We start from the raw sequence: 12,866 nt of genomic DNA on the forward strand, positions 1-12,866 counted from the left end.
CCCTCTGAATTTCGGTTGCCCCATGAGCTCGCGCGAAAATACCGGCATGGCCCTCGGCCTGCTGGGCGTCATCATCTTCAGCCTGACCCTGCCCTTCACCCGCATCGTGGTGCAGGAAATCCACCCATTGCTCAATGGCCTGGGCCGCGCATTATTTGCGGCAGTCCCGGCTGCGGCGCTCTTGCTCTGGCGCCGCGAGCGCTGGCCCACCTGGCGCCAGGTGCGCGGGTTGTGCCTGGTGATCGCGGGGGTGATTCTGGGCTTTCCGGTGCTGTCGGCCTGGGCCATGCAAACCTTGCCGGCGTCCCATGGCGCGCTGGTCAACGGCCTGCAACCGCTGTGCGTGGCGTTGTACGCGGCGTGGCTGTCCCATGAGCGGCCATCCAAAGCCTTCTGGGCCTGCGCGGCTTTGGGCAGTGCGTTGGTGTTGGGTTATGCCTTGATCACCGGCGCCGGCAGTATCCAGGCCGGCGATTTGCTGATGCTCGGCGCAATTGCAGTCGGTGGCCTGGGCTACGCCGAGGGTGGCCGGTTGGCCAGGGAGATGGGCGGCTGGCAGGTGATCTGTTGGGCGCTGGTGCTGTCGACTCCGGTGTTGATCGGCCCGGTGTGGTACCTGGCGGCGCAGCATCAAGGCGCGATTTCGATGCGCACCTGGTGGGCGTTCGGTTATGTGTCGCTGTTTTCACAATTCCTGGGGTTCTTTGCCTGGTACGCCGGGCTGGCCATGGGCGGCATTGCACGGGTCAGCCAGATTCAGCTGTTGCAGATCTTTTTCACCATCGCGTTTTCAGCGATGTTCTTTGGTGAACATATCGAGCCGATTACGTGGGTGTTTGCGTGCGGGGTGATCGTGACGGTGATGCTGGGCCGTAAGACAGCGGTGCAGGGGTCGCCGGTTGCCAAAGCGCGCACGGTTTAAATCGATACTGGGGGCCTGTTGTGGTGAGCGGGCATGCCCCGCGCCGGGGCTGCGAAGCGGCCCCATTCAGTCACCGCACTTATCCAGATGAACCGCAGTGCCTGGTTTCAGGGCCGCTTCGCGCCCCAGCGCGGGGCATGCCCGCTCACCACACTAAGCCCAGCTCACCACACTTAAGCCAAGCCCACCACAGGCAAGCGTGCTCGTCGCAGCATGCGTTCAGCGCAGGTAGCCGTCCGTGCGCAGCAGGGTTTCCAGGCAGTGTTCGCTGATGTGGTAGAACGCCTTCAGCGCCTGGATTTTTTCCAGCAACTGCGTATTGTCCACCGGCTCGGCGCGCTTGACCGCCAGGATCATCTTGTTCTTGTTGGTGTGTTCCAACGAGATGAACTCGAACACCTTGGTCTCGTAGCCACAGGCTTCGAGGAACAACGCGCGCAGGCTGTCGGTGACCATTTCGGCCTGCTGGCCCAGGTGCAGGCCATATTGCAGCATCGGTTTGAGTAACACCGGGCTCTGGATCTGCAGGCGAATCTGTTTGTGGCAGCACGGCGAGCACATGATGATCGACGCACCGGAGCGGATGCCGGTATGGATCGCATAGTCCGTGGCGACATCGCAGGCGTGCAGCGCAATCATCACGTCCAATTCGCTGGGGGCCACACTGCGCACGTCACCGCACTTGAACACCAGCCCCGGGTGTTCGAGGCGGGCGGCCGCGTTGTTGCACAGGGTCACCATGTCTTCGCGCAGTTCAACACCGGTGACTTCACCTTCGGCCTTGAGGGTGTTGCGCAGGTAGTCGTGGATCGCGAACGTGAGGTAGCCCTTGCCCGAGCCAAAGTCAGCGACGCGCACCGGTTGGTCCAGTTGCAACGGTGAGGAGGTCAGCGCATGACTGAACACTTCGATGAATTTGTTGATCTGCTTCCATTTGCGCGACATCGACGGGATCAGCGCCTGCCTGGCGTCGGTCACGCCCAGGTCGGCGAGGAACGGTCGGCTCAAGTCGAGGAAGCGATTTTTCTCGCGGTTATGTTCGGCCGAGGGCGCCTCACGCAGCTGCTGCGGCTTGCTTTTGAACAGCGAGCTTTTGTTCTTCTTGCTGTACTCCAACTGGGCTTCGTCGGTCAGCGACAGCAGGTGCGCATTCTTGAACGAGGCCGGCAACAGCTCGGCAATCACCGACACACCGTCGACCAGGGGCAGATTCTTGGTGATGTCGCGGGTTTTGTAGCGGTAGACGAAGGACAGACACGGCTGCTCCTTGACGGTCACCGGTTTGATGATCAGCCGTTGCAGCTCGGCCTCGGCCCCTACGTATTTGGCCAGCACCAGCTTGATAAAGGCGTTCTGCGCCAGGCTGGCGTTCAGCAGTTCGACGAACTGGGCGTGGTGATCCGGCGCAGGGCTGGCAGGTTGAGCGGTGACGGACATGAACAAAAACGCCTCGGGCAAAGAATGCCGGGCATTTTAGGGGGGATGGGGGTCGAGGGCACGCTGTTATTTGATCAACGGTCAGCGCTGACTTAAATGTGCGAAAGGGCTTTCCCCGGCACACACCGGGGACATGGTTTACAGGCTATTCCAGGACGATCAGGCGGTTCGGCAGTTCATTGCGCGCTTGCGTCACTGGCACATGCACCTTGAGCAACTCGCCGCACGCCTCGATGCAGTCAATGAACCCGGCCAATGTCTGTCCCTGTTTCACCTGCTGGGTAAACGCCTTGACGATGGCATCCCAACTGCTGTCATCCAGGTGCCTGGAAATACCCTCATCCACCAGAATCTCCACATACCGCTCGGCCTCACAGACGAAAATCAGCACGCCGGTGCTGCCCACGGTGTGATGCAGGTTCTGCTCCAGAAACTGACGACGCGCCAGGTTCGAGGCGCGCCAGTGGCGTACCGAACGCGGGATCAGGCGCGTGGTGACCGCCGGCAGGCGAAACACCAGGCACAGCACAATGAACGTTGCCCATTGCGCCAACAGCAGGGTGTACATGCTCAGGTAGCCCGACAGGTAATGCACCACGCCCGGCACCACCAACGCGATCAGGCTGGCCCACAACAACGGGATGTAGGCGTAATCGTCGGCGCGCGCGGCCAGCACCGTCACCAGTTCGGCATCGGTCTGTTGCTCGACGCGGGCGATGGCTTCGGCAACCTGGCGTTGCTCGTGTTCAGTCAGTAGTGCCATGGTTGTACACGCTCTTTTCTAGTTATTGTCATCACCAGCCACCCGACGCGCCGCCGCCGCCGAAACCGCCACCGCCGCCTCTAAAGCCACCGCCGCCACCGCCTCCCCCGCCGCCGCGGCCACTGCTGCTGAGGATCGCCAGCAGGATCGCACCCACCGGCAGCCCCATGCGGTTGCACAGCCACAACACGCCGATCAGCAGGATAAACAGGCCGATGGAAAAGCCGGGATTATCCTTGGCGAAGTTGCTATCCGCCACATGGGCCGGCACCGCCAGCGGTTCACCGCCCACCACCTGGATCATCGCGGCCACACCGTCGCTGATGCCCTGGCTGAAGTTGCCGGTCTTGAATTTTGGCGCGATCACCTGGTTGATGATCACCCAGGATTGCGCATCCGTGAGCACACCTTCCAGGCCATAGCCGACCTCGATGCGCAACGTGCGCTCATCGCGGGCAACAATCAACAGCGCGCCGTTGTCCTTGCCCTTCTGGCCGATGCCCCAATGGCGGCCCAGTTGATAACCGAAGTCCTCAATTGGCACGCCTTGCAGGTCGGGCACGGTGACCACCACGATCTGGTCACCCGAGGTTTGCTCCAGCGCCTGCAACTGCTGGGTCAGTTGCTGGCGCGTGGCGGGGTCGAGCATTTGGGCGTTATCCACCACCCGCCCGGTCAGCGCCGGGAAGGTCAACGCCGCCTGGGCCGCGCCGACGCAAGCCAGCAGCCACAGCGCCAGGCCTATCCGTAATAAACGCATCGACACCTCAGGAAAGCCTTATTTGAACTTCACTTGCGGCGCTTTATCGGCATCGGCACTGGTGGCTTCAAACGTGGCGCGGATCGGCAAGTCGCTGTACATCACGCTGTGCCACAGACGGCCGGGGAAAGTGCGGATCTCGGTGTTGTAGGCCTGCACCGCCTGGATGAAATCGCGACGGGCCACCGCGATGCGGTTTTCGGTGCCTTCCAGTTGCGACTGCAGGGCCAGGAAGTTCTGGTTGGCCTTGAGGTCCGGGTAGCGCTCGGACACCACCATCAAGCGGCTCAGCGCACCACTCAAACCGTCCTGGGCCTGCTGAAACTGTTTGAGTTTCTCGGGGTTGTCGAGGGTGCTGGCATCCACTTGGATCGACGTGGCCTTGGCCCGCGCTTCGATCACGGCGGTGAGGGTGTCTTGTTCATGGGCGGCATACCCTTTGACCACTTCCACCAGATTAGGGATCAGGTCGGCACGGCGTTGGTATTGATTCTGCACCTGGCCCCAGGCAGCTTTGGCCTGTTCATCCAGGGTCGGAATGGTGTTGATGCCGCAACCGCTCAGCACGCTGCTGATCAGTAGCAACGCCGCGGCTTTCAAGCCCCAGCGGTAACCTTGTGCTGCTTGCATGGTGTTTCTCCTGCCCAATCTTGATGGAATGTGATGACTGACCCTATAAACCGCGCGCTTGGGGCATAATCGGCGCCCATGACTGGATTGCATCGAATCATTCAGCTAAAAAGATGCCCAGCGCAAATAAGAGTTCAGAAGTGTGGTGCATTTTCTGCAATAACACTCGAACAACAACATATCTTCCCCACATTTTGGCAGAACAGCGCCTGTTCGCTGTGCAGTAGGCCGAAAAAGGATATTCATGAAAAAGCTGTGTTTGCTCGGCCTTGTTGCCACTCTGGCCAGTCACCCCGTGTGGGCAGAAACAAAGCCTGCTGCGCTTAAAGACAAGGACGCCTTCGTCAGCGACCTGCTCAAGCAGATGACCCTCGATGAGAAGATCGGCCAATTGCGCCTGATCAGCATCGGCCCCGAAATGCCCCGCGAGCTGATCCGCAAGGAAATCGCCGCCGGGCGCATCGGTGGCACGTTCAACTCCATCACCCGCCCGGAAAACCGTCCGATGCAGGACGCGGCCATGCGCAGCCGCTTGAAGATCCCGATGTTCTTCGCCTACGACGTGATCCACGGCCACCGCACCATTTTCCCGATCAGCCTGGCCCTGGCCTCCAGCTGGGACATGGAAGCCATCGGCCGCTCCGGGCGCATCGCCGCCAAGGAAGCCGCCGCCGACAGCCTCGACATCACCTTTGCCCCCATGGTCGACATCTCCCGTGACCCACGCTGGGGCCGCACCTCCGAAGGTTTCGGCGAAGACACCTACCTGGTCTCGCGCATTGCCGAGGTGATGGTCAAGGCTTTCCAGGGCGCCAGCCCCGCCAACGCCGACAGCATCATGGCCAGCGTCAAGCACTTCGCCCTGTACGGCGCGGTGGAAGGCGGTCGCGACTACAACGTGGTCGACATGAGCCCGGTCAAGATGTACCAGGACTACCTGCCGCCGTACCACGCGGCGATCAAGGCTGGCTCCGGTGGCGTGATGGTGGCGCTCAACTCGATCAACGGCGTGCCCGCCACCGCCAACACCTGGCTGATGAACGACCTGCTGCGCAAGGACTGGGGCTTCAAGGGCCTGACCGTCAGCGACCACGGCGCGATCTTCGAGCTGATCAAGCACGGCGTGGCCAAGGACGGGCGTGAAGCCGCCAAGCTGGCGATCAAGGCCGGCATCGACATGAGCATGAACGACTCGCTGTACGGCAAAGAACTGCCGGGGCTGCTCAAGTCCGGTGAGATCGAGCAGAGCGACATCGACAACGCCGTGCGCGAAGTGCTCGGCGCCAAGTACGACATGGGCCTGTTCAAAGACCCGTACCTGCGTATCGGCAAGGCCGAGGATGACCCGGCCGACACTTACGCCGACAGCCGCCTTCACCGCGCCGATGCCCGCGATATCGCGCGCCGCAGCCTGGTACTGCTGAAAAACCAAAACGACATCCTGCCACTGAAGAAATCCGCGACCATCGCCCTGGTCGGCCCGCTGGCCAAGGCGCCGATCGACATGATGGGCAGTTGGGCCGCCGCCGGTAAACCCGAGCAATCGGTGACCCTGCTGGACGGCTTGAATGCGGTGATCGGCGAGAAAGGCAAGATCATCTACGCCCGTGGCGCCAACATCACCAATGACAAGGCAGTGGTCGACTACCTCAACTTCCTCAACTTCGATGCCCCGGAAGTGGTGGATGACAAACGCGCGCCGCAGGAAATGATCGACGAAGCGGTCAAGGCCGCCAAGGATGCCGATGTGGTGGTTGCCGCCGTGGGCGAGTCCCGTGGCATGTCTCACGAGTCGTCAAGCCGTACCGACCTGAATATCCCGCAAAGCCAGCGCGACCTGATCAAGGCCCTGAAAGCCACCGGCAAACCGTTGGTGCTGGTGCTGATGAACGGCCGGCCGCTGTCGATCCTGGAAGAGAGCCAACAGGCCGACGCCATCCTGGAAACCTGGTTCGCCGGCACCGAAGGCGGCAACGCCATTGCCGACGTGCTGTTCGGTGACTACAACCCATCGGGCAAACTGCCGATCACCTTCCCACGTTCGGTGGGGCAGATTCCGACCTACTACAACCACCTGACCATCGGCCGGCCGTTCACCCCTGGCAAGCCGGGCAACTACACCTCGCAGTACTTCGATGACACCACCGGGCCGCTGTTCCCGTTCGGCTATGGCCTGAGCTACACCACGTTCAGCCTGTCCGACATGGCGCTGTCGTCCACCACCCTGAACAAGACCGGCAAGCTCGACGCCAGCGTCACCGTGCAGAACACCGGCAAGGTGGACGGCGAAACCGTGGTGCAGCTGTACATTCAGGACGTAGCCGGCTCGATGATCCGCCCGATCAAGGAGCTGAAGAACTTCCAGAAGGTCATGCTCAAGGCCGGCGAAGAGCGCACCCTGCACTTCACCATCACTGAGGACGACTTGAAGTTTTACAACACCCAGCTCAAGTTCGCGGCGGAACCGGGTGAGTTCAATGTGCAGATCGGGCTCGACTCCCAGGATGTGCAGCAGCAGACGTTCGAGTTGTTGTAAACCGTGCCGCCCCCTCTTTGATTGAAGAGGGGGCGCCGTACTCGACCGCTCATGTCAGCGGTAAGTTAATTTTCACTCACGCCTACAAGCCAAGTCCTACATCAAGCCCCCGGCCCCATCACACACCCTGTCCGCCCAATTTCATGTGCAGGTGTGTGGACTATGTCGCCCACGAAAAACGCCCGAGCGGCAACCCGAAAACGGCTCGATCACTCAACGTTCAAACGAAATGCTATCGCCCTGTGTGTCCTTGGCGGCCTCTCGGGTACGCCCGTTGACGCCGCAAATTACCTGGAACAAGGCCGGCTGCACGATGCAGCCAGTTGGCGCAGCGAAGAATTCAAAAGTAACTGGGGGCTCGGAGCCGTAGGTGCCGAATACGCCTATGCCAGAGGGTTAAGCGGCTCGGGTGTACGCCTGGGGGTGTATGACTCCGGAACCGACCTGCGTCATAGCGAGTTTGCGGGAAAGCCCAATAATGGCGTGCGCCTGGCCGATCCCGGCTGCCTGGGCAGCACGGTGCTGGCTGGCGGCTGCTTCTACTCCGAAGGTGATCGGGCGGCGGTGAATCTGGTCGACTCTCTGCCGCCAGAAGCCCTGCTCGCCCTGGAGGAACTCATTGCCGAGGGCGACCTCACCCGCGAACAACTTGACGCCTACCTCGAAACTGTAGGGGCTAGCTACGCGCTGCACGGCACGCATGTCAGCGGTATCGCACTCGCCAACCGCGACGGTAACGGGGTCCATGGTGTGGCCTACGGGGCCAATTTAAGCGCCGTGAATAAATTCAGTAATACCTACCTGGGAGGACCGGCTGAACTGACGGACACCCTGCGAGCGCCATCGCCGACGCCAGAGGCGGTCGACATGACCTACGCCGAACTGCACAGGCAGAATGTACGCGTCGTCAACCATAGTTGGGGGATTGCGCTTTCACCCAGGAATGAAACAGAACTGGACAACCTGCTGGACGAAATCGACTCTTTTCGAGAGTTGAAAGCCATCGCCGACGCGACCATCAAGTACGGCATTCTCCAAGTGTGGTCGGCAGGTAACGCGGCAAACGAGTCCCCCGAAACGGCGAATATTCCCGGCATTCATCCCAGCCTGCCACGTGCCGTCGCCGAGCTTGAACCTTACTGGCTGAGCGTCGTCAACGTGAACCAGGCGCTGAATTTGAGTGACGTTTCCTACCGTTGCGGCTTCAGCAAAAACTGGTGCCTTGCGGCTCCCGGGACTGAGATCAACTCTTCGGTCGTCACGGGCTCGGTAAACACCGAAAACCACTACGACAAAGACAACAATGTCGACGGGTTCGCCGTGACGGGCGACAACCCCGAACTCGGGTACGGGATCGCTACGGGCACCTCCATGGCCGCCCCCCACGTCACCGGTGGGCTGGCGTTGCTGATGGAACGCTTCCCCTACCTCACCAACCCGCAAATTCGCGACGTGCTGCTGACCACCGCCACCGACCTCGGCGCGCCGGGCGTGGATGACGTCTACGGCTGGGGCCTGATGAACCTGAAAAAGGCCATCGACGGTCCCGGCCAACTGCGGGTCGACACGGCGGTCAACATGGACCGTCCCGCCGGCGGCGCCATCGTCTGGCAAGGTGGTGCCTGGGATGACTGGCGCAACGACATCAGCGGCCCCGGACGCCTGGAGAAAACCGGTATCGGCTGGCTGCGCCTGAGCGGGAATAACAGTTTTGCCGGGGCCACGCTCAAAGAAGGCATTCTGGAACTGGACGGCACCAACCACCTCACGGGCGACGTCACACTTGACGGCGGCGTCCTGCGCCTCAATGGCGCCCTGGCTGTCGCGGGTGATTACCAGCAGGCATCCGGCGCCACCTTGATGACCGGTTTGGAAAACCAGGCAGCTCCGGCCAGGCTGCAGGTCAGCCAGAAGGCTTTGATCAACGGCGGCACGCTGTACCTCAGCGCGCAACCCGACCGCTATTACCTGGGTCAGCGCTACAGCATCCTGCAGGCCAATGCCGCCATCAGCGGCGAGTTTGCCGCGATTGACCGCCGCGAGTTTTCGCCGTTCCTCAGCGTGTCCCAAGTCAAAGAAGCCAACACCTTGCTGGTGGAATTCGGCCGTGGCCGCTCGCTGGTGTCGGCGGCGGAAACGGCCAACCAGCGTGCCGTCGCCCATGCCGCCGACGCGCAAAACCTGCCCAGCCCGTTGCTGCAACGCCTGACCGCCTTGTTCCCCGAGCAGGCGCCGTCGGCCCTGGACCAGTTGAGCGGCGAACTGCATGCCAGCACCCAGGCAGTATTGATCGAAAACAGCCGTGTGCTGCGCCAGGCGGTACTTGAGCGTCAACGCCTCGCGCAAGACAGCCGCGCCGCCGAACCGGAGGCCGCTAACCGTGGCGCCTGGGTGCAGCTGCCTCGTCAATCCGGCCAGTTGGGGGGCGATAACGGCAACGCACGCACGTCCCACAGCGGCACGGGCCTGCTGGTCGGTTTCGATCATCAACTGGAACAAGGCACGCGCCTGGGCGTGGTGGCCGGCAGCGGCAGCAGCCAAGTGAAAGCCGGGCCTCGCGGCAAGGCCGATGTCGACACCTACCAGTTGGGCCTGCACGCCGGCCACACCTGGGACGCGTTCGGCCTCTATGGTGGCATCGCCTACGCGTACCACGACGTCCAGACCAAGCGCCGCGTCAGCTTTCCCGGGCTGGAGGAGCGCCTGTCCGGCAAGTACACAAGCCGCACCGTACAGACGTTTGCCGAAGCCAACTACAGGTTCAGCCATGACTTCTGGGATTGGCAGCCCTATGTGCAACTGGCCAACGTGCAGCAGCGCAGCAACGGTTACAAAGAACGCGGCGGTATGGCGGCGCTGCGCGGCAAAGGCTCGAAAGAAAGCGTCAACCTGGCCACCGGCGGTGTGCGGCTCAACCTCGACTTGGGCAAGGCCCAGGTCGGACCGTCGTGGCTGAGCGTGCGTGGCGGCCTGGCCTACACCCATGCCAGCGGCGATCTGCATCCCTCGACCCAAGCGGCGTGGGATGGCGCAGGAGTGATGAATGTCAGCGGCGCACCGCTGGATCGCCTCAGCACCCGCATGGAACTGGGCGCCACCGCGCGCCTGAACCGCGACAGTGCAATCGACCTGAGCTTCACTCAGCAGCGGGGCGAGCGCACGCGCGACCAAAGCCTCACCGCACAGTACACGTTGCAGTTTTAAAGCATCGGCGGGGGTGCCCTACCCCCGCCTGTCCAACAGGTTGACCACCAACCGATCAATCCAGCCCCACACCCGCTGTTTGACCCGGCGCCACAACGGTCGCGCTTTCCATGCCTCCAGGCTTACCCCCTGGCTTTGCGCAAAGTCCCGCTCGAAACTGCCCGCCACGGCCTGAGTCAACGCCGGGTCCAACGCCTCCAGGTTGGCTTCCAGGTTGAAACGCAGGTTCCAGTGATCGAAATTGCACGAGCCGATGCTCACCCAATCATCCACCAGCACCATTTTCAGGTGCAGGAAACACGGCTGGTACTCGAAGATCTGCACACCCGCGCGCAGCAACCGTGGGTAATAACGGTGCCCGGCATAACGCACCGACGGGTGATCGGTGCGCGGGCCGGTGAGCAGCAAACGCACATCCACCCCACGCCCGGCCGCCCGGCGCAACGCCCGGCGCACGCCCCAGGTGGGCAGGAAATACGGGGTGGCCAGCCAGATACGTTGCTTGCTGTTGTTAAGTGCGCGGATCAGCGATTGCAGAATGTCGCGGTGTTGACGGGCGTCGGCATACGCCACCCGCCCCATCCCTGGCCCGGTGGCCGGCAACTTGGGCAGGCGCGGCAGACCGAAGTGGGTGGCCGGCTTCCACTCCCGGCGCGCCGCGTTGGCGTGCCACTGGCGGTCGAACAGCGCTTGCCAGTCCAGCACCAGCGGGCCGCTCATCTGCACCATCACTTCATGCCAGTCGGCGGTGTCTTGCCCTGGTGTCCAGAATTCATCGGTGACGCCGGTGCCACCGACCACGGCGAGGTTCTGGTCAATCAGCAGCAGCTTGCGATGGTCGCGATACAGGTTACGCATCCAGCGTCGCCAACTCAGGCGATTGTAGAAACGCAGTTGCACGCCGGCGTCGGTCAAGCGCTTGCGCAACCCGAGGGTAAAGGCCAGGCTGCCGTAGTCATCGAACAGGCAGCGCACCTGCACGCCACGCTCGGCAGCCAGCACCAGGGCCTGCACCATCGCCTCGGCACACGCTCCGGCTTCCACCAGATACAGCTCAAGATCGACCTGGCGTTCGGCGCGCGCGATGCCCACCAGCATCTGCGGAAAAAAACACGGGCCGTCGATCAGCAACTCGAAACGGTTGGCGCTGCGCCACGGGAACACCGCGCCACTCACGTCAGCGCGCCGTAAAAATCAGCACCGCACCCACCGGCACCGACAAACTGATCGACTTGAGCCCCGCCGCCTGGCGCAACGCCGCCACCCCCGGCGCCAGGTCGAAATCCTCGGCGTGCAACACCAATGGTTCCAGGGTTACCACTTGGAAACGCCGGTCATCCAGGCGCGTGGCCAACAGCTCTGCACTGTAGGTCTGGCTCTTGCCATGCAAGGTCACTGAAAGCGGCAGGCGCAATTCCAACTGTGCGCCGGGCGCCAGGTCATTGATCGGCTGCAGGTTGATCTGCGCGCTGATCAGCGCTTCAGGGAAGGTCTTGATCTCAAACAACTGATTGCGCATACGCTCGTCGCGCAGCGGGATGCCGCTGTTGACCGACTCCAGCTCCACTTCCAACTGCGCGGCGCCCTTCGCGTCGACCTTGCCGTGCAGTACCAGAAAGCGCTGCACTTCGGCGATCTCGGTGTTTTTGGTGGTGACGAACGACAGGCGCGAGGATTCGTTATCCAGATACCAGTCGGCGTGGGCGGGGATGGCGATTGCGGCCAGCAGGGCGAAGGCCAGGGGTCTGACGTTGAACATAAACACTCGTGTGGCAAAAAACCTGCACGAACCTTAAGCGCATGTCACGAACGGCGCAAATCCAAATAGGGAAGCGGATTTACTGTGGCGGGCAAGCTTGCTTGCGCCAGGGCGCGAAGCGTCCCCATCAGCTGCCACGTTTCCCTCACAGCTCCCGTTTTTCCGCCTGCCCCCAACCCGATCGCACATTTGACTTTCCATACAGTGGACAAGCCAACGCCATGTGTATTCCGGGCAGATGTTGCCGGTCATTGTGCACTGCGAGCGCGCCGAGAAAAATGCAAAGCGACTGTTAAGTAGTGCAGGCAGACGCTATTTATGGAATGTCATCAGAATCTTCCTAAGACTTTAAAGGAAATATCCGACTGTACTTTTGGCAATCACAGCTTCAGGGTACTAACGCGCGCGCCGTACTCATCCCGTTTAAGTAACTTCATCATAAGAATTTGGAGAGCACTAATGCGTGAAGGTTATTACATCGGACTTGGCGACAAAACCACGTGCGGCGGAACAGTTCTGGATGGTGATCCAAGAGTGAACATATACGGTCTCCTACATGCTTGCGAAGGTGACCAAGTTACATGTGGGAAGCATAAAGGCATTTATAAAATACTCGGTGGTATCTCGCCTATTGAAAGCCATGGCAGACGTATGGCCGGCACGCTGGACAGCTTCAGTAGTTGCCCCTGCCGGGCCAAATTCATTCCCTCGGTATACACCGCGACTTACAGCAACGAAGGTTATGAAGCGCCAGCAACCAGGCGCGCCGTTGAACCGGCATCTTCGACGCTGACCGGCCGCCCCGACACACCGCAACAATCTACCTATGCCCCTTCTCACACGTTGGCGCCTTCA

10 protein-coding genes are annotated in these 12,866 nt (G+C 61.6%); 4 read left to right on the plus strand and 6 right to left on the minus strand.

Going from position 1 to position 12,866, the window contains the following annotated elements; translation table 11 throughout:
* Positions 1-22: 22 nt before the first annotated feature.
* Positions 23-922: a DMT family transporter gene (locus KZX66_RS04640; protein WP_248076893.1), complete on the plus strand. Its 900-nt coding sequence runs from the start codon at positions 23-25 to the stop codon at positions 920-922.
* A 219-nt stretch (positions 923-1,141) separates the two neighbouring features.
* On the opposite strand, the gene KZX66_RS04645 is transcribed toward KZX66_RS04640, so the two are convergent.
* From KZX66_RS04645 to KZX66_RS04665, 4 genes are all read right to left on the minus strand, one after another.
* Positions 1,142-2,359 carry an SAM-dependent methyltransferase gene (locus KZX66_RS04645; RefSeq protein ID WP_248076896.1) on the minus strand — a complete coding sequence of 406 codons (1,218 nt, stop codon included), beginning with the start codon at positions 2,357-2,359 and terminating at the stop codon, positions 1,142-1,144.
* 145 nt (positions 2,360-2,504) lie between these two features.
* Entirely contained in the window at positions 2,505-3,122 is a 618-nt protein-coding gene (locus KZX66_RS04650) for a TPM domain-containing protein (RefSeq protein ID WP_248076898.1), read from the minus strand.
* Between the two features lie 31 nt (positions 3,123-3,153).
* Entirely contained in the window at positions 3,154-3,882 is a 729-nt protein-coding gene (locus KZX66_RS26355) for a TPM domain-containing protein (RefSeq protein WP_282445818.1), read from the minus strand.
* Positions 3,883-3,900: 18 nt separating this feature from the next.
* Positions 3,901-4,512, minus strand: a complete 612-nt coding sequence (locus tag KZX66_RS04665; protein WP_094953058.1) for a LemA family protein — start codon at positions 4,510-4,512, stop codon at positions 3,901-3,903.
* A 244-nt stretch (positions 4,513-4,756) separates the two neighbouring features.
* On the opposite strand from KZX66_RS04665, the gene bglX reads away from it, so the two are divergent.
* The gene (gene bglX, locus KZX66_RS04670; RefSeq protein WP_248076899.1) at positions 4,757-7,048 is read left to right on the plus strand and encodes a beta-glucosidase BglX; all 2,292 of its coding nucleotides are present in this window, start codon (positions 4,757-4,759) and stop codon (positions 7,046-7,048) included.
* A gap of 162 nt (positions 7,049-7,210) precedes the next feature.
* Positions 7,211-10,252 carry an autotransporter domain-containing protein gene (locus KZX66_RS04675; RefSeq protein WP_248076900.1) on the plus strand — a complete coding sequence of 1,014 codons (3,042 nt, stop codon included), beginning with the start codon at positions 7,211-7,213 and terminating at the stop codon, positions 10,250-10,252.
* Between the two features lie 18 nt (positions 10,253-10,270).
* Here the strand turns inward: KZX66_RS04675 and KZX66_RS04680 are convergent, their stop codons facing one another.
* Together KZX66_RS04680 and KZX66_RS04685 are read right to left on the minus strand one after the other, a co-directional pair.
* The gene (locus tag KZX66_RS04680) at positions 10,271-11,428 is read right to left on the minus strand and encodes a phosphatidylserine/phosphatidylglycerophosphate/cardiolipin synthase family protein (RefSeq protein ID WP_248076901.1); all 1,158 of its coding nucleotides are present in this window, start codon (positions 11,426-11,428) and stop codon (positions 10,271-10,273) included.
* A gap of 1 nt (position 11,429) precedes the next feature.
* Positions 11,430-12,011 (minus strand): YceI family protein, encoded by a 582-nt coding sequence (locus KZX66_RS04685; protein WP_248076902.1) that lies wholly within the window; start codon positions 12,009-12,011, stop codon positions 11,430-11,432.
* A gap of 459 nt (positions 12,012-12,470) precedes the next feature.
* Between KZX66_RS04685 and KZX66_RS04690 the strand changes: the two genes are divergently transcribed.
* Positions 12,471-12,866, plus strand: a 396-nt coding sequence (locus KZX66_RS04690) for a PAAR domain-containing protein (protein ID WP_248076905.1), incomplete at its 3' end; no start/stop codon positions are given.

Source organism: Pseudomonas sp. EYE_354 (assembly GCF_023148575.1).
In the GTDB taxonomy this organism is placed as follows: Bacteria; Pseudomonadota; Gammaproteobacteria; order Pseudomonadales; family Pseudomonadaceae; genus Aquipseudomonas.

Coding starts and splice junctions, on each gene's coding strand:
- KZX66_RS04640 (WP_248076893.1), top strand. CDS start 23: ATGAGCTCGCGCGAAAATACCGGCATGGCCCTCGGCCTGCTGGGCGTC.
- KZX66_RS04665 (WP_094953058.1), bottom strand. CDS start 4,512: ATGCAAGCAGCACAAGGTTACCGCTGGGGCTTGAAAGCCGCGGCGTTG.
- KZX66_RS04645 (WP_248076896.1), bottom strand. CDS start 2,359: ATGTCCGTCACCGCTCAACCTGCCAGCCCTGCGCCGGATCACCACGCC.
- KZX66_RS04675 (WP_248076900.1), top strand. CDS start 7,211: ATGTCGCCCACGAAAAACGCCCGAGCGGCAACCCGAAAACGGCTCGAT.
- KZX66_RS04650 (WP_248076898.1), bottom strand. CDS start 3,122: ATGGCACTACTGACTGAACACGAGCAACGCCAGGTTGCCGAAGCCATC.
- KZX66_RS26355 (WP_282445818.1), bottom strand. CDS start 3,882: ATGCGTTTATTACGGATAGGCCTGGCGCTGTGGCTGCTGGCTTGCGTC.
- bglX (WP_248076899.1), top strand. CDS start 4,757: ATGAAAAAGCTGTGTTTGCTCGGCCTTGTTGCCACTCTGGCCAGTCAC.
- KZX66_RS04685 (WP_248076902.1), bottom strand. CDS start 12,011: ATGTTCAACGTCAGACCCCTGGCCTTCGCCCTGCTGGCCGCAATCGCC.